This window comes from Actinomadura formosensis, assembly GCF_050948385.1.
In the GTDB taxonomy this organism is placed as follows: domain Bacteria; phylum Actinomycetota; class Actinomycetes; order Streptosporangiales; family Streptosporangiaceae; genus Spirillospora; species Spirillospora formosensis.
This window is the reverse complement of sequence record NZ_CP192011.1, coordinates 372,318-393,195: the sequence shown is the minus strand read 5'-3', so window position 1 is coordinate 393,195 and position 20,878 is coordinate 372,318. Positions and strand designations below refer to the sequence as shown.

Genomic DNA, 20,878 nt, shown 5'->3' with positions numbered 1-20,878 from the left:
GCAGGTAACCAGTCAGATCGCCTGCTCTGGCCTCTCAATGATCCTCTGTCTGCCAACAATGCAGATGCATACCTTGCATATGCGTGCCATGCGGGGGCACACTGTGCACAGCGTTCCACAGACGACAGGTGGAACGCAGGCAAAAGCAAACGGCCCCGGGCCGGTGCTTACCTCACCGTGGCCCGGGGCCTGGCCCGACTGGAAGGAGTCGGACTTATGGGAGATGTTACGGGCGGGCCGCTGGAGGTGCTGGCGGCGGAGCTGGCGCGGCGGGGACGGCGCGCGGAGGTGTCCGGGGGGACGCTGGTCACGGCGGCGGGTGCGCGGGGCGTCCGGGTGATCGTGTGCGACGGTCGGTGGTTCCGGTGGGGCGGGGAGCGCGGGCACGTGCTGGGCGAGGTCGGGCGCGAGGGTGCGGCGGCGGAGCGGGCGGTGCTGGTGCTGCGGCAGATCGCGCGGCGGCCGTGATGGGCGGCGGGGTGAGCGCGGACGCCGTCGGGGGGCTGGACGTGACGTTCCTGGCAGCGCGGACGGCTCCGGGACAGGTGCGGGCGCTGGTGGAGTTGCGGCTGGGCGCGTGGGGGCTGGCCGGGCTGCGCGATGAGGTGACGCTGATCGCCAGTGAGCTGGTCACCAACGCGGTCCGGCACACCCCCGACCGCAAGATCCGCGTGCGGTTCACCCGCGAGGCGCGCGGGGTGCTGCTGGCGGTGTGGGACTCCTGCGACGCCATGCCGGCGCGGAAGCCGGCGGCGTCCGATGTGGCCTCGCCGGACGCGGCGGCGCTGGAGGCCGGGCACGAGGCGGGAACGGGCGGGCGCGGGCTGCCGATCGTGGAGGCGCTGGCCTCCGCGTGCGGGGTGTCCCCGACCGTGCCGCACGGGAAGTGGGTGTGGGCACGTGTGGCGGCATGACGTGCTCGCGCTCGGCCGGGCGGCCGAACGGATCGCGGCGCAACGGATCAAAGTGAAGGGAGCGGGCGCGATGGCGCGGGTCGTGCGCCGGACGGCCGGGCGGTGGCGGATCGTGCTGGACTGGCGGACGTGCATGGGCCACGACACGGCGGTGCGGAACCTGGAGCTGCTGCGGGTCGCGCTGATACCGCTGGGCTGGCGGTGCGTGGGGCTCTACGACCGGCAGGAGTTCCGCTGCCCCGTCCCACTGCTGTGGGTCTACTGGGACGGCGCGGCCGAAAAGGTCTGGGCCGTGGTGACGGTCCGGGCCGTGCCCGGCGGGATGTGGGCCTACTTCGAGACCGGGGACGGACGCGGCGGCTTCGTGGCCCCCTGCGGAAACGCCAAGGGAGCGGCCACGGCACTGGACCTGATCCTGAAGCACCGGATGTCCCCCACCAGGCAATGGGGTCGGCCGTGATGAGCCGCCGGGCCGAGCAAGGCAAGCCGGTGACCGAAGACACCACCGGTGGCGCCGAGTTCGTCCATCTGTGGCATGTCACCGGCGGCAAGGTCTCGTGGCTTCACCAGTACACCGACACGGCGCGGTGGCACGAGGCGCTGTGAGCGGTTTGTGAGCGGCGCACGGCAGCCTGCGCGGTATGAGTTACGCATTTCAAGCAAACGGCCTGGTCAAACGGTTCGGGAAGACGACCGCGCTGGCGGGGGTGGAGTTGGCCGCGCGGCCGGGCACCGTCCTCGGCGTCCTCGGTCCCAATGGCGCGGGGAAAACAACGGCCGTGCGGATTCTGGCGACGCTGCTGCGGCCGGACGCGGGCACGGCCGAGGTCTGCGGGCTGGACGTGGTCCGGGACGCGGCGAAGGTGCGGGAGCTGATCGGCCTCACCGGGCAGTACGCGTCCGTGGACGAGGACCTCACCGCGACCGAGAACCTCGTCCTCATCGGGCGGCTGCTCGACATGCGCAAGGCGGAGGCGCAGGCCCGCGCCGCCGAGCTGCTGGAGCGGTTCGAGCTCACCGACGACGCCGGGCGCCGCGTCTCGACCTACTCGGGCGGGATGCGGCGCCGCCTCGACCTCGCCGCCAGCATGATCGGGCGTCCCGCCGTGATCTACCTGGACGAGCCGACGACCGGCCTCGACCCCGGCCGGCGGGAGGAGGCGTGGCGGCTGATCCGGTCGATGACCGACGGCGGCGGGGCCGTCCTGCTGACCACGCAGTACCTGGAGGAGGCCGACGCCCTCGCCGACGAGATCACCGTCATCGACCATGGGACGGTCATCGCGTCCGGCACGCCCGCCGAGCTGAAGCGGATCGCGGGCGGGCAGACGATCAGCGTCCGCCCGCGTGATCCGGGGCGGCTCGCCGAGGTCGCCGTAATCCTGCACGCGGTGTCGGGACGCGAGGTCGAGTCGCGCCGGGACATGGTGTCGGTGCCGGTCGGCGGGGACGGGGACGGCGCGTTCACCGAGGCCGTCCGCCGCCTGGACGCCGCCGGCATCGGCGTCACCGAACTCTCGCTCCGGCTGCCCAGCCTGGACGAGGTGTTCTTCACCCTGACCGGCCGGCACACCGAGGAGGTGGCGGCATGAGCAGCGACGTCATCCTCGAATCCGGCCTCGGCGTGCGCGGGGCGGAGCGGCCGAGGCGGCGCTACCGGCTCGTCCGGCACAGCCTGCTGCTCGCCGGGCGCAGCCTCACCAGGACGCGGCGCAGTCCTGGCGTGCTGAGCGACGCGCTGTTCATGCCGATCATCTTCCTGCTGCTGTTCGTGTACCTGTTCGGCGGCGCGGTGTCCGGCTCCACGCACGCGTATCTCCAGTACGTCTTCCCCGGTGTGCTGGTGATGACGATGCTGCTCGCCGGGATGCTGGCGACCGGGCTGAGCATCAACACCGACATCAAGAAGGGCGTCTTCGACCGGTTCCGGAGCCTGCCGATCGGACGTTCCGCGCCGCTCGTCGGGCTCGTCCTCGGCGACGTGATCCGCTACGTCGTCGCGGCCGTGGTGCTGTTCGCGACCGGCTACCTGATGGGCTTCCGCGTCCAGACCGATGTGCCGTCGGCGCTGGCCGCGGCCGGGCTGGCGACCGCGCTGGGCTTCGCGATGGGCTGGATCAACGTGCTCATCGGCGTCCTGATCAGGGAGGAGGTCGTCGTGCAGACGGTGGCGTTCCTCGGGATCTTCCCGCTGGCGTTCGGCACGAACATGGTCGTCCCGACGGACACGATGCCGGGCTGGCTCCAGGCGTGGGTGAAGGTCAACCCGGTCAGCGACGCGGTGGACGCCGCGCGGGGGCTGCTGATCGGCGGTCCGGTGGCGCATCCGGCGGCGATGACGCTGCTGTGGTCGGCGGGGTTCCTCGCCGTCTTCGCGCCGCTCGCCGTGTCCGCCTACCGGCGCCGGAGCTGAGCGTCGAGCAGGGCGAACGCGCCGGGGACGTCCAGCCGCCGACCGCGGTCGTAGGCGGCCCGGAAGGCGCGTTCGCCCAGGTCCTTCCGGAGGCGGCGGGTGAGCCCGACGACGTCGGGGTTGAACGTGTCGGGCGCGCCGCGCAGGACGGACGCGGCGCCGAGCGTCTCCGCGGCGCCCTCCGGGTCGGCCGCCGCGGCGCGGGCGATCGCGTAACCGGCGACGGCGGCGATCGGCATGTCGGGCGCGCCGGCGGCGAGCGTGAGCGCCTTCCGCAGATGCCGCCGTGCCGCGTCCGGGTCGTCCCGTTCCATGGCCAGATGCCCGTGCGCCGTCTCCAGCAGCGAGCGGAACTGCGGATGGGACGGGACGCGGTCGAGTTCCCGTCCGGCGGCGGCGTAGTGCTCGCGGGCCTCGCCCGCAGCACCGGCGTGACGTGCGAGATCACCGAGTGCGAGCCGGACGGGCACCAGGTGGCGGGCCGGGGTCGCGGCACCCGGCGCGATCATCGCGGACAGCTCGTCCCGCGCCCGCCCGACGTCACCGGACCGGGCCCGCGCCATGGCGAGCATCATCCGCTGCATCCCGGCGTTGTCGTCCTGCCCCAGCTCGCGCAGCAGCCCGATCGATTCCTCCAGCGCGGCGACGGCGCCGCCGAAGTCCCCGGTGACGGTCTGCGTCTCGGCCCCGAAGGTCAGCGCGAGCGCCAGCCCGGACCGCTCCCCGGCCGCGCGGAACCCGGCTTGGGCTGCGGCGATGTCCATGCGGGCCTGGCCCATCTCGCCCCGGTTGCCGTTGAGCATGGCGCGCACCAGATGCAATGTGGCGTTCGTCCACGGGTCGGGCTCGGGGAGGCGACGGTCAACGGCCGCGACACCACCGGCGGGGTCGTCGTTCAGCAGCGCGACCGCGGGCTCGATCAGCGCGGCCAGCGGATGCGCCGCCGCCCCCGGATACTCGCCGATCAGCGGGTCGTCACGCGCGTCGCCCCCGGACAGGACGGTGTTGAGCACGTAACCGCCCACCGCCGCCGCCTCCCCCGGGACCGGGGCATGGCGCGGAACCTCCAGGGCGAGCCGCAGCCGCCGTGCCGCCTCGGCATGATCGCCCTGGATCATCCAGAAGACGGCCAGCGCGGCGGACATCCGGACGGCCGCCTCGGCGTCCCCCGTGTCCACGGCGTGGTGCAGCGCGGCGAGAAGGTTGTCGCGCTCCGCCGCCAGCAGAGAGATCCACCCCAGCTGTTCCGGGCCGCGCAGATACGGCTCCGCCCGTTCGGCCAGCTCCAGGAAGCATCGGGCGTGCGCGGCCCGCACCCGGCCGGTGTCCCCGGCGTCCGCCAGGCGCTCCCGCCCGTACTCGCGGATGGTCTCCAGCATGCGGAAACGAGGCTCGGGGCCGTCAACGGCCTGGAGCAGCGACCGGTCGACGAGCGAGTCCAGAACGTCCAGCGCGTCGGCGGAGCCCGTCACCCTCGCCGCGCTCTCCGGCGTGATCGTGCCGGGGAACACCGACAGCCGCTCGGCGAACCGGCGCTCGGCCTCCGCCAGCAGGTCCCAGCTCCACGCGACGACGGCCCGCAGCGTCCGATGCCGCGGCAGGGCGGTCCTGTTCCCGCCGGTCAGCAGCCGGAACCGGTCGTCCAGCCGGGCGGCGAGCTGCTCCGCCGACATCGACCGCAGCCGGGCGGCGGCCAGTTCGATCGCCAGCGGAAGCCCGTCCAGCCGCCGGCAGATCTCCCCGATCACCTCGCCGTCCACCGTGAACCCCGGCCGGACGGCCGCCGCCCGCTCGGCGAACAACCGCACCGACGCCGCCGCCCGCCCGTCCTGCCCCGGTTCGGGAAGGTCGAGCGGCGGCACCGGGCACAGCGCCTCACCGTCGACGCCGAGCCGCTCCCGGCCGGTCGCCAGCACGCGCAGGCCGGGGCAGGTGCCGAGCAGCTCGTGGACGAGCCGGGCCGCCGCGTCCACGACGTGCTCGCAGTTGTCCAGGACGATCAGCGTCTCGTCGGCGGACAGCGCCTCCGCCAGCCGGTTCGCCCCGTCGCGGAGCCCGAGGACGTCCGCCACCGCGCGGGGCACGTCCTCGGGTTCACCGACCGCGGCCAGTTCGACGACCCAGACCCCGCCCGGAAACCGTTCGGCCAGATCCGCGGCGACCCGCGTCGCCAGCCGCGTCTTCCCCGCGCCTCCGGGGCCGACGAGCGTGACCAGCCGGCCGTCCCACAGCGCCCGCGCGATCCACGCGCACTCGCTCTCCCGGCCGACGAAGCTGGTCGGCGGCACCCGCAGATTCCCGCGCGCCCGCTCCCTGGGCGCGGCCCGCAGGACGGCCGTGTACGCCTCCCGCAGTTCCCGCCCGGGATCGGCGCCCAGCTCCTCCGCCAGCACACGCCTGAACCGCTCGAACGCCGCCAGCGCCTCGGCGGACCGTCCCCCCTCGTGCAGCGCCTCGACGAGCAGCGCGCGGGGCCGCTCCCGCAGCGGATGCAGAGCCGCCAGCTCCTCCAGCTCCGCGATCAGCCGCGCCGGTTCGGTCCCGGCGGCCAGCTCGGCGGCCACCCGGTCCTCGACCGCCGCGACCCGCAGCGCCTCCAGCCGCACGGCCGCCGCGTCCGCGAACGGCATCCCGGCCGCGTCCGCCAGGGCGTCCCCCCGCCACAGCCCGAGAGCCTCCCGCAACCGCGAGACCGCGGCCCCGGCGTCCCCGTCCCGCAGCGCCCCGCGCCCCTCCCCGGCCAGCCGCTCGAACTCCGGCGCGTCGACCGACTCGACGTCCAGGACGTAACCGCCGGGCACCGACCGCAGCCGCCCGTCCGGCAGGCACCGCCGCAACCGCGAAACGAGCGCCTGCAACGCGTGCACGCCGGGGCCGCCCTCCGGCCACAGCGCCTGGACGAGCGTCTCGGCGGTGACCGTCCGCCCCGGCTCCAGCGCCAGCCTGATCAGCAGCACCCGCAGCCGGGCCCCGCGAACGGCGACATCATTCCCCTGGTCCGTGACCACCAGCGGCCCAAGGATCCCAACCCGCACCCCCCAACTCTCCCACCCCCACCCCGCCCCGGAAGCCGCCGCCGTCACCCCGGCCCGGAACCGGCGAACTTGCTGACGTCCTACTCGACGATGGTCCGAAGCCGAACAAATCCGTCTCGGCGTCACCATTTCTGGCCAAGGATCCGCCGGTCACCACCTGAACGACCTCGGGAGACGCCGGTCATTTTCACCATCCTGCCGAAAAGCCAGCCAATTCGGATCTCATGGTCAGCTATGGTCTCCTCCAGCGCCGATACCGGAACGGAACCATCGAGTACCGGAGTTCAACGAGAAAACGCTAAGATCGCTCCGAACCCGGCGCGATGAAGGAAGTCATGACAGAACCTGCTTTCGATTTCGAGGAGATGCTGCGCGCGTCCGAGCGGCAGGTCGCCGATGCGGGGGAGCTTGAGCGACGCACCGCCGACATGCTCGGCAGAGCCGAGTCTTCCGACGGACGGGTCAAGGTCGCCTGGAGCGCTGAGAACGAGTTCGCCGAACTCGCCATCGACCCCAGAGCGCTGCGCGAAGGCTCCGAGAAGCTCGCTGAAACGATCATGAATGTCACCCGCACGGCCAAACAGGACCTACAACGCCAAGTGAAGGAGCTGACCGAAGAGTTGTTCGGTGCCTCCGGCAATCCCATGGAGGTGCAGCCCGATCCGGCGGAGCTTCAGGAGACGATCGAGGGGGTTCGTGACCTCTTCAGCGGCGGCCTGCGCGACGCCAACAGGCTTTTGGAGCAGATGCGGAAGGCTTTCGAGCGATGAGCACACTGTTTGGAACCGACGAACTGCTCTTTTCGGACGACACTTTCACCGACTGGGACGGTGTCGTCCTCGCCAAGGTCAAACGGCCGCGTTGGAACTGGCGCTCGATGTTCACCTCGCCCGGAGACCTGGAGGTCGTCCGGGCGGATGGTCTGTCCCTCTTCACCATGCCTGAACTCGATGGCGAGGATGTGGACGAACTGAGAGTGACGACCACCGATGAAATTCCCCCAGCCCTGGTCAGGAAGAAGCGGGGCCTGTCGATCCTCAACCTGGGTTTCACCGTGCTTGACGGCAACGGTACTACGCTGGGAACGATCGAGACGAACCATGCATGGGACTCTCTCGCCGCCACGCTTTTGTCCGGTTTGCCAGTTGCCGCAGCCGAGGTGAGCGGCCGCTCCTGGACCTTGAGCCTGAAGCCGGAAGGCTCGGCCACCTGGAACGTTGTTCTCCTTGCCATGGTCATCGCGGCAGACGAGATGCAGAACAGGCTCTCCGGTATGGGCTGACCGCGCCGGATCACGGTGAGGCCGCGCGGTTCCGCCACTCGCCAAGGCCGTGCGCTTGAACGAGTTCCCGTACTTCCTTAACCCGATGGGGTGGAAAAAACTGTCTCTCGTCCATAACGTAGGCGAGCCTGATCTGTCCTGGTGCGCTCTCCCTGCGGCTAATATTCTTCGGCACTTCCGGAAGCCGTGAAGAGTCGTACCAGAGCATCAATTCCGCTGGAGCACCCTTATGCCGGATCAACCCAACGGCCTGGATCGCTTCCGGCGGAAGCACATCCAACTTTCCACCGACCTTGGACACCAGTCCTTGCGGCGTAAGCAGCAGTTTACTCGGTCCCACGCGCAGGAGACTCTGGGTGACGTAGAGCACAAAAGCCAGTAGCAGGCCTGCCAGGACGAACATGCAGATCGCCGGCCAGCCGTCAACTGCGAGCCCGATCCAGGTCGCACCACTGCCTATGACGATACAGGCACCGAAGGTCAGTGGAACGCCCTTGGTCCCATCATGAAATACGATTTCCCGCGAAAGTGGCGGCAAAGAAATCTCCATTCACTGCGATGGCGGAAGAGCATCGGTTCGCTGGACATAGGAATCGCCGTACTTCTCCCCGCTCTCCGTGATACCGCGGGTCAGTGACGGCGAGCCGCCGGCGGGGATGCTTCCCTCGCCGGGGGTGTACTCGATCGGCCCGACGTTGATTTTGGGTACTCCCACGTCGAAGGCACCCTTTACGCCCCCGACCTTCTCCAACCACGGCCTCATGTTCGGCGGAATCTTCGCCTGCGGGAACTTGTACTTACCGATGGCACCCAGATCAGCGCCGCCGAGCTTCTTGCCCTTCATAAACTGTGCAGTTAGCTTCTGCTCCAAGAGGGCAATATGGCCTTTGACCACATCGTCCGCGCTGTTCACCATCGCCTGGGCGAAGTCGCCGTACGCTGCGGTGTTCCCCGTCAGCATCTGTCCCATCACATCGACGGCCATCAGGCCTCCGAGGAGGCCCGCCGCTCCATTTCCGAAGCTGGACAGGCCCGATTCCGCGGCACGTAGGACCATGTACAGTTGCCCGGTCACCACAGTGGCCTGCGCCTGCACTGACGCCAATGCTGCCGAGGCCCACGCGTTCAGGACGGGAACCAGCATCATCGCCCGCAACGCCATGATGATCATGGCATAGACGAAGACGATCGTCGCGAAGGCCCACATCATCATGATGAACATCGCGATGAGCATCGCCATGACCTTGAGAATGACGTGAACGGAGACTGCGAAGCTATACGAAACCCGGATCTGATTCTGATAGTCATGCAGCTTCTTGTCGAAGGCGTCCCTGTCCTTGCCTGACCAGTCCTCCTTAGCCAGGGACTTCAGTTGTGCGGTGACCTCTTTGTCGGCCGCCACCAATCGCTGCTTGACCTCATACCACTCGTCCGCGGCGTCCCAGAGTTGTCCGGGATTTGATTGCGCCTGGTAGATGATCGCCACCATGGACCATGCGTTGGGAATAAAGAACGCCGCTACACTGGCCTCCCAGTAGGCGCATTTCGCCACATTCTCAAAAGCGTCCATACCATTATCGGCCATGCCATCCCCCAGTAAACAGGAAAACTATTTGCGTTTGATCGTGCTTTTCTTTTCCGCCTCACGCAATATCTGGGCCGTTTTCTTCAGTTTGGCATCGCAATCGGTCAGTACACGCTCCTTGGTGATGAGGTCGACATCCGCATACTCGACGGCCTGAACATAGGCGTGAGCTAGCGGGATGCAGAACGTGGTGAACGAGGTGGCCTCGACTTCCCGTGGTGCGCCGTTGATGTGCTTCCGCGCCGCAGTCAGTTCCTTACCCACCGCGTGGATCAACTTGCCGCCGAACGACTCGATCGTCGACGGATCAAACTCCACACCTCCACCCGCCGCCGTCACGGGAACATGCCCGAACGGCGATGTGGGCAAAGCTGGCCGCATGGTCGTATGCGGCTGCGACGCCCCTCCCTGTACAGGGGCACTGGGCTGAGGTGTGGACGACGGCGAGTTGAGAAGCTGATGAATCCTATTGGGACTTTCCGGAGGCGCCACTTCCACCCTCTCACCAGAGCAAATTGACCTTCAGGAGAGCATAGTGGCCCACGCCCTATGATGTCCTCGGCACAGACTTGTTGATCTTCCACGTCTCATCCCAAATGCCATGCTCTCAATTCGTCACGCAGGGTAGTTGATCCTGGATGGGGCGTTTTGCTGGTGCGGTGAGGTTCAACCTGCAAGGCGGATCTGAACGGCGAGATCTTCCACGGTGACCGATGCGGTGAGAAGGCCATGAGCGTGAAGGACCGCACGATCGGTACCCGGATCAACTGAGAGGCACTGGCCACCCTTAATGGTGTGCCCCGGTGCCGCGGAAGGCGTAGGCGGCGGGAAAGTACTGCGTGTGCGGTAGGTGGTCGCTCATTCGCGGGCAGGATTCGCGCACCGCGCGCCCCGGTTAGGGTGCGCGTATGAGCACAGCACTGTCCGGTTTCTGGGCCCGGTTCAGTGGCTGGGTGATCGCGATCGCGGTGGCGGCGGTGCTGCTGGTCAGCGCGCTGACCGGGGATCACCCCGGCACGGATCTCGACGTACTCGGCTACGCGCTGGTGGTGACGAGCGGTCTGGCGCTGGCCGCCGTCCGCCGGGCCCCGGTTGCCGTCCTGGTCGTCGCGGGACTGTGCGTGGTGGGTTACAAGGCGGCCGGTTTCGAGGTGCCCGCCGTCGCGTACCTGTTCGCGGTGTACGCCGCCGTACGGGCGGGGCACCGGATCACCACGCTGGCGGTGAGCGTGGCCCTGCTGGTCGCGCTGCCGCTCGCGGCCATGGCCTTCACGGCGGACGGGCCGGTGAGCGAGGCGTTCGCGCAGGCCCGGGATGTCCTGGAGCTGGCCTGGCTGATCGCCGCCGGAGCCGCGGGGGAGGCGCTGCGGCAGGCCGAGCGGCGGGCGGACGAGGCCGAGCGCACCCGGGAGGAGACCGCGCGGCTGCGCGCCGCCGAGGAGCGGCTGCACATCGCGCGGGAACTGCACGATTCGCTCACCCACCAGATCTCGATCATCAAGGTGCAGGCGGGAGTCGCCGTCCACCTGGCCCGCAAGCGCGGCGAACAGGTGCCGGAGGCGCTGCTGGCGATCCAGGAGGCCGGACGTGAGGCGACCCGGGAACTGCGGGCGACCCTGGAGACGCTGCGCGACGACACCAAGCCCCCGTCGCACGGGCTCGATCGCGTTCCGGACCTGGTGGAACGGGCCCGCGGGATCGGGCTGGAAACGACGCTGACGATCGAAGGGCCGCGGCAGGACGTGCCGGCCGCGGTGGATCAGACCGCCTACCGGATCGTCCAGGAGTCGCTCACCAACACCGCCCGCCACGCCGCCGCCACCACGGCGTCGATCCAGATCGACTACCGTCCCGGCACCCTCGCCATCCGGGTCGATGACGACGGCAGGGCCACGCCGGGCACCGCCCCGGTGCCCGGCGTCGGGCTGCTCGGGATGCGTGAACGCGTCACCGCCCTCGGCGGCCGCCTGCGCGCGGAACCGCGCAGCGAGGGCGGCTTCAGCGTCCAGGCCGAGCTGCCCGTGGGCGGGCCGTTGTGATCCGTGTCCTGCTGTGCGACGACCAGCCGCTCCTTCGGGGCGGCTTCCGGGCGCTGCTCGACGCCGAGGACGACATCGAGGTGGTGGCCGAGGCCGCCAACGGCGAGGAGGGGCTGGCGCTCGCCCGGGAGCACCTGCCCGACATCGCGCTCATCGACATCCAGATGCCGGTCATGGACGGCATAGAGACGACCCGGCGCATCGCCGCGGACCCGGCCCTGGCCGGGGTGCACGTCGTCATCCTGACCAACTACGGCTTCGACGAGTACGTCTTCAACGCGCTGCGCGCCGGTGCCGCCGGATTCCTGGTCAAGGACATCGAGCCCGACGACCTCCTGCACTCCGTGCGCGTCGCCGCCCGCGGTGACGCGCTGCTCGCGCCGTCGATCACCAGAATGCTGATCAGCCGGTACGTCGCGCAGCCGCTCAACGCGGGAGCCGGCGCGGGGTTGAAGGAGCTGACCAACCGGGAACGCGAGGCCGTCGTCCTGGCCGCGCAGGGCCTGTCCAACGACCAGATCGCCGACCGCATGGTGATCAGCCCGCTGACCGCGAAGACCCATATCAACCGGGCCATGATCAAGCTCCAGGCCCGCGACCGCGCCCAGCTCGTCGTCCTCGCCTACGAATCCGGCCTGGTGTCCCCCCGCAACCACTGACCTCGACGCGCTCTCTGGCGCCCACGAAAAATGCGGGGAACCCGTGGGGGTTCCCCGCACTCCGGCTCGGCCGAGGGTCAGACTCCGGCCTCTTCCCTGGCCCGTGAAGCCGGGGCCGCCTTCGGCGCCCGGCGTCCGGGCATCCACCAGTTGGCCTTGCCGCACAGTTCCATCACCGCGGGGACGAGGATCATCCGGACGATGGTGGCGTCGATGAGCACGGCGACGGCCATGCCGAGACCTATCTGCTTGACCGCGACGTCGGGGCCGAGCAGGGAGGTCGTGAAAACGGCGATCATGATGGCGGCGGCGGCCGTGATGACCTTGGCGGTCCGCGCCAGCCCGCGGGTGACGGCCGCCCGGGTGTCGCCGGTGCGCTCGTACTCCTCCCGGACCCGCGAGATCAGGAAGACCTCGTAGTCCATGGACAGGCCGAACAGGAGCGGGAACATCATCATCGGCACCCAGGTCGTGACCGGCATGTCGGTGGGGAAGCCGAGGGCCGAGCCGAGCCACCCCCACTGCACGACCGCGACCAGCACGCCGTAGGCGGCGCCGATCGACAGCAGGTTCATCACGGCGGCCTGCAGCGCGATCGTGACCGACCGGACCAGCACGACCAGCAGCAGCAGGGACATCGCGATGACGACCGCGATCATCAGGGGCAGGCGCGAGCCGACCTCCTCGGCGAAGTCGATCGCGGCGGCGTTCGGTCCGCCGACGTAGACCCCATCACCGCCGGGCGCCTTCGGCAGCACGTCGTCGCGGAGCCGATGCACCAGGTCCGCGGTCGCCTCGTCCTGGTATCCGGTCTTGGGGAAGGCCATGAAGGTGGCGGCCTGCCCGTCCTTACTGGCCCGAGGCGGCGTGACGTAGGCGATGCCGCCGGTCCTGCCGACCGCTTCGACGGCGGGACGCAGATCGGCGTCGCCGGAGCCGACCCGGGTGGCGAAGACCAGGGGTGCGCCGTAGCCGGGACCGAAGCCCTCAGAAAGGATCGTGTACGAGGTGTAGCTGCTCCTGTCATGGGGCTGGACGCTGGCATCGGGCAGGCTCAGCCGCATCGACAGCGCGGGGGCGGCCAGCACCAGCAGGCCCGCGCCGGCCAGGACCGCGGCGACCAGCGGCCTGCGCTGCACCACGCCGGCCCAGCGCTCGGCGGGGGTGCGGTGTTCCCGGGCCGGGACACCGGCGGGCTCGCGCCGGCGGGACGCGCGGCGGGGCAGCCGCAGCGAGCTGATCTTGTGGCCGGTGAAGCCCAGGAACGCGGGCAGCAGGGTCACCGCGGCGAGCATCGTCACCAGCACGGTCACCGACGCGCCGATGGCCACGCCGGTCATCAGCCGCTGCCCCATGGCGACCAGGCCGAGCAGCGCGATCACGACGGTCGTGCCGGCGAACAGCACCGCGTGCCCCGCCGTCGTGATGGCCTTGACCGTGGCGCTCTCGGGCTCGTCGCCGTCCTGGAGGCTCTCCTTGTAGCGGGTCACGATGAACAGCGCGTAGTCGATGCCGACACCGAGCCCGATCAGCGCGGCGACGAGCACGGTGAAGTCCGGCGCGGGGACCACGTACCCCACGAGCTTGATCAGGCCGATGCCGCCGAAGATCGCCAGCAGGGCGGTCACGATCGGCAGGCCCATCGCCACCAGCGACCCGAACGCGATGAACAGGATCACCGCCGCCGTCAGGACGCCCACGCTCTCGGCCGGCCCCTGCTTGGGCGTCTCGGCCTTCTCCGCCATCTTCCCGCCGAGGCCCAGCGTCACCCCGTTGCCGGACGCCTCCTTGACCGCGTCCACCAGGGGCTTGACCTCGGACTTCTCCGGGGCCTTCTCGGTCAGCGGGATGGTCGTGCGGGCGATGCGGCGGTCCTTCGTCACCAGGTTCTCGTCCTGATACGGCGAGGTCACCGGCCCGGTAACGGGTGAGGCGGCCAGCTCGGTGACGACCTTCTCGATCTTCTGCCGGACGGCGGGGTCGTCGATCCCCCTTTCCGCCTTGATCGCGAGAGTCAGCGTGTCCCCCTGCTGCTCGGGGAAATGCTTCTCGATCAGCTTCTGCGCCTTGGCGGACCCGGAGTCGCCGCCGGAGAAGTCGTTGTCGGCGGCGGCGCCGTAGCCGAAGCCGGCGAACGCCACGGCGATCACGCCGGCGATCCAGGCCAGCAGGACCAGGCGGCGGCGCCGATAACAGAACCGGGCCAGCCCCGCCAGAACCCCATCCGCGGGTGGAGTCTCGGTAGGCATCATCTACTCCTCGAGTCATTGAGCAACGCACTCAATCCTCGTGAGCGGGCCCTCCTCCGTCGTCGTGCACAAGAAGGCACTCCACCGCCCGCGCTACCGCGGACGCGGTACTCCCCCCGCAGTACAAACGATCATCGGTGGACGATGACCCATCGCGGGAGCGGACGGAAGGCTGGCCGCATGAGGACGGGGAGAAAGGCGGCTCGTCCCACTTTCGGCGACCTGCTTGCCCGTACGCTGGGGGCAACCTGGGGAGGTTGGGAATGGGCCGGTTTTACGAACGTTCCAGCAAGAAAACTGCGGTAGAATCAATCGATCCGAAAGTGCGGGACGCAATTGTCGCGCATGCTGAGAAACATCAACTCGGGGACGTGCTGGGCGCCGCGCAGTTGTGCTGCGTGACGCGCAGTGTGCGGTTGAAGCGGCCGGGGCTGCTGGCGAGGTTGACGAAGACGGGCGACCTCGACGCCGAGCACACGACGATCGCGCTTCTTCTACCGCGCTACCTGGTGGTGGCCGTGGCCGGGGAACGGCGGGGCATCCACGTCCGATCGATCCGGCTGGAGAACGCGAGCATCGCCCTGTCCGTGCCGGCCGTGGACACGGGCATCGCCGTGGACGGGCTCTGGTCGGGGGCGCTGGAACCCGCCTCGTTCCACGTCGGCCTGGGCGATGACGCCGACGGCACGGCGTTTCTCGCGGCGCTGCGCGAGGCCATCACCGAGGTCAAAAGCGCCTGATCCGGGCACCGCGTCCGCGGCGAGGGACGACGTTGGGGTGGTCTGACGTCGTCCCTCGCCCTTTCCGTGGCGAAGCCCGGCCCTCTCGGTTCGCGGAAGGGGAGAGCCGGGCTTCACCACGGGGTCAGCAGTACGTCGAGGAGCCGCCCCGGCCCCAGGAGCACTTGTCGGCCAGCCGGCCGCTGGGGTAGAGGAGGTAGGCGGTGTCGCCGGTGTTGTTCCACACGTACCAGGTCCTGCCCCAGTAGCGGTGCGTCGCGGTGTTGGAGCCCTTGCCGGTGTGGACGTAGACCGACCTGCGGCCCTTGAGCGTGTAGGAACCGAAGGTGTAGGTGTACCCCGTCCTGTCGCGGAGCTTGACGCCCTTCAGGTTCTTGGACGTCTGGGACGTGTTGAACAACTGCACCCATTCGCCGTTCAGCGACTTGTTCGACCCCGTGTCGCTGCCGGGCGAGTCGTAGTACACCCGGTAGATCTGCACCGGACTCGCGGCCTCGGCCGGTGTGGCCACCAGCACCCCGGCTCCCGCCATCGCGATCGCGGCGGCCCCCGTGACGAGAAGCTTCCTCACCCTGTGGATCCCTTCTAATCGGAAGGGTCCTAGATGTATCGGTATTCGCTGCTCTATGCGGCCCTATGGCCAGCTCCGGGGGTTATGTCAACCGAGTCGCCTGATCACGCGTCCCACTTACCGCGTTTCGCCAGCTCATCCGGGAAAACACGGGATCTCAGACCGCTTCGGGGTCGCGGCCGACCGCATGGCGGCCGCCATCGACGGGAACGACGGCCCCGTTGATGAAACTCGCCTCGCCCGAAAGCAGGTAGGCGACGGCGGCGGCCACCTCGCCTGGACGTCCCACCCGGCCCAGCGGATGCAGGAGGCGCATTTCGTTCTCCGTCCGCGCGGCCTCTTCGGCGTTCTGGCGTCCCAGATAGGTCTCATAGCGCTCGGTGGTGATCGAGCCGAGCGCCACGGCGTTCGTGCGAATGCCGTGCGGGCCGTGGTCGACGGCGAGCGCCCGGGTGAGGCCCTCGACGGCCGCCTTCGCCGTCGCGTACGGCAGGGAGCCGCGCACCGGCCTTTGCGCCTGATGGGACGAGACGTTGACGATGGCGCCGCCCGTCCCCGCGTCCAGGAAACGGCGGACGGCCGTCACACACCCCACGACGGCGGGATTGAAGTTCAACGCGACCAGGTCGAGAAGCTCACTCGCAGACGGGTCACGCGCGTCCCGGAAGACGGCGGCGTTGTTTACCCAGCCCGCAAGCGTCCCCGCATCCTGCGCGAGGTCGGCGGCCCGCTCGGCGACGCTCTCGTCCGCGGCACTGCCCACCACCGGGATCACGCCGGGACGCTCCCGCGTCCACTCGACCGCCGCCGGGTCGAGTTCGATGACGACGACTCGGCCCCCGTCCGCCAGCAGCCGCTCGGCGATCGCACGGCCGACACCTCGTCCCCCACCGGTCACGACATATGACGCACCCACGGCACACCCCCTCTCGGTTCCATGGTCGCCGGACGGGCTCACTACTCCTCGTTCGAGCAGTGCGGTGCGCTGATCTCGTCGCTCCAGTCCAGGCCGAGGCGGTCACCGAGGGCGTCCACCGCCTCGCGGGTGCGGCCCGCGACGGTGAGGTCCCAGTCGTGGTCGCGGTCGAAATAGGCGATCACATCGGGCCCGCCGAGGACGACCGTATGGTGCTCCAGCTCGCGCCAGGGCTCGAAACCCATGGGGGTGAGCTCGGCGCGCAGGAGCCTTTCCTGCTCGTCGGTCACGTCGGTCTCGACCGTCCAGCCGAGCGAGGGCGGCAGCCTGTGGACGGCCAGCAGCAGGAAGAACTCCGTGATGGACCGGGCTTGGAGCACCCAGGTGTCGTCGCTCACGCTGACCAGCACGCGCGGGTCGGGCAGGTGCGCGTCGGCGGCCGGGTAGCCCCACTCGTTGCAGTATTCGTACTCGGCCATGAAGACGCAGACGCGGCGGTCGGCGTCCGGCGGGACCAGGTCCGAGTTCCGCTGGATCGCACCGGCGATGCCGTAGCCGGACGGGTCGGGCCGGACGGTCGGCGGATACTCGGGATTGGTGTAGTACAGCTTGGCGCTGTAGGTGAAGGAATTGAACGGCAGGTCCCACCACTGGTCGATCGCGTCGGGGACGGGCAGGGAGAAGTCCACTCCCCCGAACTCGTCGTCCTCCTCCCCGGTCCACTCCTGCTCCAGCCGCCGCACGTACGCCTTGTGCCGGTCTTCGCTCCAGCGCGGCCAGGGCTCCACGCCCTCGGGGACCTCGTATCCCCACTCCCGCTGGAACTGGCGCAGCAGTTCCCAACGCGGCCCGGTGTCCGCCGGCACCGCCGGGTCGCGTTCTCCGGCGTCCGGCATGACCCGCCGCAACCGCTCCTCGAACGCCCCATAATCCACGATCTTCGCCATTCGGGGAATTGTAGGGCCGACGACCCGGAACATCGGCCATTCCCTCAATCCCGTCGAGCGGCGTATTCCGTGCGGCGGGGGGTTCCGCCGCGCCGGGTCCGCGTGTCAGCCTGTCGGCGTGATCAAGGTGCGGCGGGTGTGGCTGATCCGGCATGGGCAGAGCGAGTCGAACGCCGGGCTTCCGACGAACGGTCCGGGGGCGTCCCCGCTCACCGCGCGCGGACACGAGCAGGCGGCGCAGACGGCCGCGGCGTTCACCGCGCCGCCCGATCTCATCATCAGCTCACCGTTCACCCGTGCGCGCCAGACCGCCCAGCCGACCATGGAGCGGTTTCCCGAGGTCCCGTACGAGCAGTGGCCCGTCGAGGAGTTCACCTTCCTGGGCAGGCTGCACGGGCCGCAGACCACGACGCAGCAGCGGCGGCCCTTCGCCGAGTCCTACTGGGAACGCCTCGACCCCGCTTACGTCAACGGCGGCGACGGCGAGTCCTTCCATGCGCTCATCACACGCGTCCACGCCTTCCTGGACCGCCTCGCCGACCGTCCCGAGGACGGCCTGATCGCGGTGTTCACCCACGGCCTCTTCCTGAAGGCCGTGATCTGGTCCCTGTTCACCGGCGTCACCCACCCGGACGCCACCGCGATGCGCGCCTTCCGCCGTTTCAACGGCACATGCGACATCCCCAACTGCACCGTCACAGAACTGTGGCGCCCGAGCGGCCCGTACGGCTTCCGCGTCGTCCCCGGCGGCACAACCCACCTGCCCCAGCCCCCCATCCCCCGGCAGCCGGCCTCCTCCGCCCACCTGGACTAGACAGGGGATGCGCGGCCGGGTGCGCGGTGCACACGTGGGACGCGCTCTCTGACCGAACGCCCTCGACCGGCGCGTCCCTCGTGACGTGCGGTCGTGAGGGAGCCGTTCAGCGCCCGATCCAGGCGTCGATGAGTTCGAGACGCTCGACCGGCGGCTCGGGCGGGCGGAAGCCGAGCGCCTCGGTCACGACGCTGTCGACGACCGGGTGGAGACGCTCCTCGACGAACCTGTTCCAGTCGGCCTTGGACTCCCACACGTCGATGTAGCGCAGGCCGCCCTCGATGCGGTACGCCAAGTGCGCGATGAGCCCCTTGGGCGGCTCGGAGCCCAGCCCCTCCTTGATCCGGGCGTACACGTCGGGGCCGATCGGAACGTCGTAGGTGAACGCGTGTGCCATGGGGTCCCCCCATCAACTTTCATCCGAAATACCTTCGGATGGATATGGCTATCATGAGGCCCGTGGCATCACAGGTCAAGAGGCGGTACGACGCCAGCGGACGGCGGCAGGCGGCACAGGCCAACCGGCGGGCCATCCTGGACGCGGCCCGGGAGCTGTTCACCACCCGCGGCTACGCGGCCACGACGATGAGCGACATCGCCGAGCGCGCCGGTGTCGCCCTGGACACCGTCTACGCCGCGGTCGGCCGCAAACCCGCGGTCTTCCTGGAGCTGGTAGAGACCGCTTTGTCCGGCACCGACCAGGTCGTTCCCGCGCGGCAGCGCGAATACGTGCGCGCCATCCGCGCCGAACCCGACGCAAGGCACAAGCTGGAGATCTACGCACGCGCGATCGGCGACATCCACGGCAGGCTGGCCCCGCTGCTGCGCGTCGCCCAGACGGCGACCCACCCGGAGGTGCGCGAGGTCTGGCAGAACATCGCCCGGCGCCGCGCCGCCAACATGCGTGAACTGGCCCAGGAACTCGCCGCCACCGGGCAGCTCCGTCCCGAACTCGGCTTGGACGAGATCGCCGACATCATCTGGGCGACCAACTCCCCGGAGTTCCACTGCCTCCTCGTCGAGGACCGAGGCTGGTCACCGGAGCGATTCACCACCTGGCTGGCCGACACCTGGCACCGTCTGCTCCTCGCCTGACGCACCCTGAGGCCGGTCCCGGTACCAAGCGACCACCCCGCCCATCGGCCTGCGCGGGACCGCCGGTGATCAGGGCCTCTGTCAGCGCAGCAGTGCGGTGACGAGGGTGTGCTTGAGCCAGGTTTCGTAGTCCTCGTGGGACCAGCCGGCATCCCCCACGAGGCTGTCGTGGACGCCCCCGCTCATCAGGGCGACGGCGATGTCGGCGGCCCGGGGATCGACGCGGGAGCCGGTGGCGCGGATGCGCTCGACCACCATGTCGACGCCGAGCCGGTTGCGGCGGGCCACCTCCGCCTGGGTGGCCGCGATGTCCGGATCGACGGCGGCGCCCGAACTCAGGATCGTGACGATGTCGCCGCAGCGTTCCCTGACCTGGCGGGCCGCCCGCGCCAGCAGGCCGAGCAGTTCGACGGGGTCGCTCATTGCCTCCGACTCGGCGACCAGGTCCGGGATGCCCGCTTCGTCGTCCAGCAGGTCGACCAGCCCGGCGAGCACACCCGCCTTGGAACTGAAGTGGGCGTAGATGGTCTGCGGCGAGACACCCGCTTGTTTGGCGATGAGACGGATCGGGGTGCGCGCGTAGCCGTGCTCGGCGAAGAGCTCGCGCGCCGCGGTGAGGATCGTGCGCAGCGTCAGCGCCTCTCGCCGATCCCTCAACCGGACGACGCCTGGCAGGTCCCCCATGTAAGCTCCTACTTAGAACGTTGTTCCAACTACTGGATCGATGTACTAATTTACCAGTGATCAGGCACTGACCAGCGAGATCAAGGAGAAGCCAGTGAAACTCGTCATCTTCGGGGCGAACGGCCCGACGGGACGCCTGGCGACCGAAATGGCGATCGCCGAAGGCCACACCGTGACCGCCGTGACCCGCCGGCCCGAGGCGTTCCCGCTGAGCTCCGCGGGGCTGACGGTGGCCGGAGCGGACGTGCTGGACGCCCAGGCGGTGGGCCAGGTGGTGGCCGGACACGACGCGGTCATCTCGACGCTCGGCGTCCCGTACACCAAGGAGCCGGTCACGGTCTACTCACAAGGCGCGGCCAATATCACCGCCGCGATGATCGACTACGGCCTGCGCCGCCTGGTCTGCGTGACCTCCATGGGAGTCTCCGGGCAGGCCGCGCCGGGCGACGGCCTCATCTTCCGCAAGCTGATCGCCCCCGTGCTTCTCGCCATGGGACGCACCATCTACGAGGACATGCGCCGGATGGAGGACATCGTGCGCGACAGCGACCTCGACTGGACGATCGTCCGCCCGGCGGGACTCTTCGATGCCACCACGGTCACGACCTACCGCGCCGCACCGGAGCGCCTTTCCGGCAAGTTCACTTCGCGCGCCGATCTCGCCGACACGCTGTTGCGCGAGGCCACCGAAAACCGGAACATCCGTCGCTGCATCGACGTGGTCACCACCGAAGGCGTCCCCAGCTACATGCGCGTCTTCCTGAAAGAAGCCCTCCACATCGGCGACTGAGCAGAACCGATACGGGACCGGGGCGCGGCAACCAGGAACCCACTGACGTGGCGTGCTGGTGTACGCGATCGACGGCACCACAACGACCGTGCCCGACAGCCCCGCGATGCCTGGCCCCGTCTCTCTGCTACGGGGGCGAAGCAGA

The 20,878-nt window shown here is 69.5% G+C and carries 24 protein-coding genes; 14 read left to right on the top strand and 10 right to left on the bottom strand.

Going from position 1 to position 20,878, the window contains the following annotated elements; translation table 11 throughout:
- Positions 1-216 precede the first annotated feature (216 nt).
- Genes ACQP1N_RS01835 through ACQP1N_RS01810 form a run of 6 tightly spaced genes read left to right on the top strand, consistent with a single transcriptional unit; the run spans position 217 to position 3,327 of the window.
- Positions 217-468, top strand: coding sequence for a hypothetical protein (locus ACQP1N_RS01835; RefSeq protein ID WP_433228727.1), 252 nt, complete (start codon positions 217-219; stop codon positions 466-468).
- An 11-nt stretch (positions 469-479) separates the two neighbouring features.
- Positions 480-914: an ATP-binding protein gene (locus ACQP1N_RS01830; RefSeq protein WP_433228726.1), complete on the top strand. Its 435-nt coding sequence runs from the start codon at positions 480-482 to the stop codon at positions 912-914.
- Positions 901-1,374, top strand: coding sequence for a hypothetical protein (locus tag ACQP1N_RS01825; protein ID WP_433228724.1), 474 nt, complete (start codon positions 901-903; stop codon positions 1,372-1,374). Before ACQP1N_RS01830 ends, ACQP1N_RS01825 begins: the two co-directional genes overlap by 14 nt.
- Complete coding sequence (locus tag ACQP1N_RS01820; protein ID WP_433228722.1) at positions 1,371-1,520, top strand: hypothetical protein; 150 nt, start codon at positions 1,371-1,373, stop codon at positions 1,518-1,520. Before ACQP1N_RS01825 ends, ACQP1N_RS01820 begins: the two co-directional genes overlap by 4 nt.
- A 35-nt stretch (positions 1,521-1,555) precedes the next feature.
- Positions 1,556-2,506 (top strand): ATP-binding cassette domain-containing protein, encoded by a 951-nt coding sequence (locus tag ACQP1N_RS01815; protein WP_067807822.1) that lies wholly within the window; start codon positions 1,556-1,558, stop codon positions 2,504-2,506.
- The gene (locus ACQP1N_RS01810) at positions 2,503-3,327 is read left to right on the top strand and encodes an ABC transporter permease (RefSeq protein WP_433228720.1); all 825 of its coding nucleotides are present in this window, start codon (positions 2,503-2,505) and stop codon (positions 3,325-3,327) included. The genes ACQP1N_RS01815 and ACQP1N_RS01810 overlap by 4 nt, the downstream gene beginning before the upstream one ends.
- On the opposite strand, the gene ACQP1N_RS01805 is transcribed toward ACQP1N_RS01810, so the two are convergent.
- Positions 3,309-6,362, bottom strand: a complete 3,054-nt coding sequence (locus ACQP1N_RS01805) for a BTAD domain-containing putative transcriptional regulator (RefSeq protein ID WP_433228718.1) — start codon at positions 6,360-6,362, stop codon at positions 3,309-3,311. The two genes, ACQP1N_RS01810 and ACQP1N_RS01805, sit on opposite strands and share 19 nt — an antisense overlap.
- A 323-nt stretch (positions 6,363-6,685) precedes the next feature.
- Here ACQP1N_RS01805 and ACQP1N_RS01800 point away from each other — a divergent pair, with 323 nt between their 5' ends.
- The gene (locus ACQP1N_RS01800) at positions 6,686-7,132 is read left to right on the top strand and encodes a YbaB/EbfC family nucleoid-associated protein (RefSeq protein ID WP_067806781.1); all 447 of its coding nucleotides are present in this window, start codon (positions 6,686-6,688) and stop codon (positions 7,130-7,132) included.
- Positions 7,129-7,644 carry a hypothetical protein gene (locus tag ACQP1N_RS01795; protein ID WP_067806778.1) on the top strand — a complete coding sequence of 172 codons (516 nt, stop codon included), beginning with the start codon at positions 7,129-7,131 and terminating at the stop codon, positions 7,642-7,644. The genes ACQP1N_RS01800 and ACQP1N_RS01795 overlap by 4 nt, the downstream gene beginning before the upstream one ends.
- Before the next feature lie 10 nt (positions 7,645-7,654).
- Here the strand turns inward: ACQP1N_RS01795 and ACQP1N_RS01790 are convergent, their stop codons facing one another.
- Genes ACQP1N_RS01790 through ACQP1N_RS01780 form a run of 3 tightly spaced genes read right to left on the bottom strand, consistent with a single transcriptional unit; the run spans position 7,655 to position 9,547 of the window.
- A complete protein-coding gene (locus tag ACQP1N_RS01790) occupies positions 7,655-8,194 on the bottom strand; it encodes a hypothetical protein (protein ID WP_131732247.1) in 540 nt (179 codons plus the stop codon).
- Positions 8,195-9,229 carry a hypothetical protein gene (locus ACQP1N_RS01785; RefSeq protein ID WP_131732248.1) on the bottom strand — a complete coding sequence of 345 codons (1,035 nt, stop codon included), beginning with the start codon at positions 9,227-9,229 and terminating at the stop codon, positions 8,195-8,197.
- A gap of 24 nt (positions 9,230-9,253) precedes the next feature.
- A complete protein-coding gene (locus tag ACQP1N_RS01780; RefSeq protein WP_067806772.1) occupies positions 9,254-9,547 on the bottom strand; it encodes a hypothetical protein in 294 nt (97 codons plus the stop codon).
- Positions 9,548-10,137: 590 nt separating this feature from the next.
- Between ACQP1N_RS01780 and ACQP1N_RS01775 the strand changes: the two genes are divergently transcribed.
- Positions 10,138-11,268, top strand: coding sequence for a sensor histidine kinase (locus ACQP1N_RS01775; RefSeq protein WP_433228716.1), 1,131 nt, complete (start codon positions 10,138-10,140; stop codon positions 11,266-11,268).
- A complete protein-coding gene (locus ACQP1N_RS01770; protein ID WP_067806766.1) occupies positions 11,265-11,927 on the top strand; it encodes a response regulator in 663 nt (220 codons plus the stop codon). Before ACQP1N_RS01775 ends, ACQP1N_RS01770 begins: the two co-directional genes overlap by 4 nt.
- A gap of 77 nt (positions 11,928-12,004) precedes the next feature.
- Here the strand turns inward: ACQP1N_RS01770 and ACQP1N_RS01765 are convergent, their stop codons facing one another.
- Complete coding sequence (locus tag ACQP1N_RS01765; RefSeq protein WP_433228715.1) at positions 12,005-14,176, bottom strand: MMPL family transporter; 2,172 nt, start codon at positions 14,174-14,176, stop codon at positions 12,005-12,007.
- A 371-nt stretch (positions 14,177-14,547) separates the two neighbouring features.
- Between ACQP1N_RS01765 and ACQP1N_RS01760 the strand changes: the two genes are divergently transcribed.
- Positions 14,548-14,916, top strand: coding sequence for a hypothetical protein (locus ACQP1N_RS01760; RefSeq protein WP_433228714.1), 369 nt, complete (start codon positions 14,548-14,550; stop codon positions 14,914-14,916).
- A 124-nt stretch (positions 14,917-15,040) separates the two neighbouring features.
- On the opposite strand, the gene ACQP1N_RS01755 is transcribed toward ACQP1N_RS01760, so the two are convergent.
- From ACQP1N_RS01755 to ACQP1N_RS01745, 3 genes are all read right to left on the bottom strand, one after another.
- The gene (locus tag ACQP1N_RS01755; protein ID WP_242608538.1) at positions 15,041-15,487 is read right to left on the bottom strand and encodes a lamin tail domain-containing protein; all 447 of its coding nucleotides are present in this window, start codon (positions 15,485-15,487) and stop codon (positions 15,041-15,043) included.
- 157 nt (positions 15,488-15,644) lie between these two features.
- A complete protein-coding gene (locus tag ACQP1N_RS01750; RefSeq protein WP_433228712.1) occupies positions 15,645-16,403 on the bottom strand; it encodes an SDR family NAD(P)-dependent oxidoreductase in 759 nt (252 codons plus the stop codon).
- Between the two features lie 41 nt (positions 16,404-16,444).
- The gene (locus ACQP1N_RS01745) at positions 16,445-17,350 is read right to left on the bottom strand and encodes a hypothetical protein (RefSeq protein WP_433228711.1); all 906 of its coding nucleotides are present in this window, start codon (positions 17,348-17,350) and stop codon (positions 16,445-16,447) included.
- 118 nt (positions 17,351-17,468) lie between these two features.
- Here ACQP1N_RS01745 and ACQP1N_RS01740 point away from each other — a divergent pair, with 118 nt between their 5' ends.
- The gene (locus tag ACQP1N_RS01740) at positions 17,469-18,164 is read left to right on the top strand and encodes a histidine phosphatase family protein (protein ID WP_433228710.1); all 696 of its coding nucleotides are present in this window, start codon (positions 17,469-17,471) and stop codon (positions 18,162-18,164) included.
- A 106-nt stretch (positions 18,165-18,270) separates the two neighbouring features.
- On the opposite strand, the gene ACQP1N_RS01735 is transcribed toward ACQP1N_RS01740, so the two are convergent.
- Positions 18,271-18,561 carry a hypothetical protein gene (locus tag ACQP1N_RS01735; protein WP_433228708.1) on the bottom strand — a complete coding sequence of 97 codons (291 nt, stop codon included), beginning with the start codon at positions 18,559-18,561 and terminating at the stop codon, positions 18,271-18,273.
- 62 nt (positions 18,562-18,623) lie between these two features.
- Here ACQP1N_RS01735 and ACQP1N_RS01730 point away from each other — a divergent pair, with 62 nt between their 5' ends.
- Positions 18,624-19,259 carry a TetR/AcrR family transcriptional regulator gene (locus ACQP1N_RS01730; RefSeq protein ID WP_433228706.1) on the top strand — a complete coding sequence of 212 codons (636 nt, stop codon included), beginning with the start codon at positions 18,624-18,626 and terminating at the stop codon, positions 19,257-19,259.
- Positions 19,260-19,340: 81 nt separating this feature from the next.
- Here the strand turns inward: ACQP1N_RS01730 and ACQP1N_RS01725 are convergent, their stop codons facing one another.
- The gene (locus tag ACQP1N_RS01725; protein WP_067798406.1) at positions 19,341-19,943 is read right to left on the bottom strand and encodes a TetR/AcrR family transcriptional regulator; all 603 of its coding nucleotides are present in this window, start codon (positions 19,941-19,943) and stop codon (positions 19,341-19,343) included.
- Positions 19,944-20,037: 94 nt separating this feature from the next.
- On the opposite strand from ACQP1N_RS01725, the gene ACQP1N_RS01720 reads away from it, so the two are divergent.
- A complete protein-coding gene (locus tag ACQP1N_RS01720; RefSeq protein WP_433228704.1) occupies positions 20,038-20,733 on the top strand; it encodes an NAD(P)-dependent oxidoreductase in 696 nt (231 codons plus the stop codon).
- Positions 20,734-20,878 lie beyond the last annotated feature (145 nt).

Excerpts from the sequence above, each read along its gene's own strand:
- ACQP1N_RS01775 (WP_433228716.1), top strand. The coding sequence starts at position 10,138 with ATGAGCACAGCACTGTCCGGTTTCTGGGCCCGGTTCAGTGGCTGGGTG.
- ACQP1N_RS01765 (WP_433228715.1), bottom strand. The coding sequence starts at position 14,176 with ATGCCTACCGAGACTCCACCCGCGGATGGGGTTCTGGCGGGGCTGGCC.
- ACQP1N_RS01745 (WP_433228711.1), bottom strand. The coding sequence starts at position 17,350 with ATGGCGAAGATCGTGGATTATGGGGCGTTCGAGGAGCGGTTGCGGCGG.
- ACQP1N_RS01835 (WP_433228727.1), top strand. The coding sequence starts at position 217 with ATGGGAGATGTTACGGGCGGGCCGCTGGAGGTGCTGGCGGCGGAGCTG.
- ACQP1N_RS01800 (WP_067806781.1), top strand. The coding sequence starts at position 6,686 with ATGAAGGAAGTCATGACAGAACCTGCTTTCGATTTCGAGGAGATGCTG.
- ACQP1N_RS01815 (WP_067807822.1), top strand. The coding sequence starts at position 1,556 with ATGAGTTACGCATTTCAAGCAAACGGCCTGGTCAAACGGTTCGGGAAG.
- ACQP1N_RS01810 (WP_433228720.1), top strand. The coding sequence starts at position 2,503 with ATGAGCAGCGACGTCATCCTCGAATCCGGCCTCGGCGTGCGCGGGGCG.
- ACQP1N_RS01790 (WP_131732247.1), bottom strand. The coding sequence starts at position 8,194 with ATGGAGATTTCTTTGCCGCCACTTTCGCGGGAAATCGTATTTCATGAT.
- ACQP1N_RS01735 (WP_433228708.1), bottom strand. The coding sequence starts at position 18,561 with ATGGCACACGCGTTCACCTACGACGTTCCGATCGGCCCCGACGTGTAC.
- ACQP1N_RS01725 (WP_067798406.1), bottom strand. The coding sequence starts at position 19,943 with ATGGGGGACCTGCCAGGCGTCGTCCGGTTGAGGGATCGGCGAGAGGCG.
- ACQP1N_RS01785 (WP_131732248.1), bottom strand. The coding sequence starts at position 9,229 with ATGGCCGATAATGGTATGGACGCTTTTGAGAATGTGGCGAAATGCGCC.
- ACQP1N_RS01795 (WP_067806778.1), top strand. The coding sequence starts at position 7,129 with ATGAGCACACTGTTTGGAACCGACGAACTGCTCTTTTCGGACGACACT.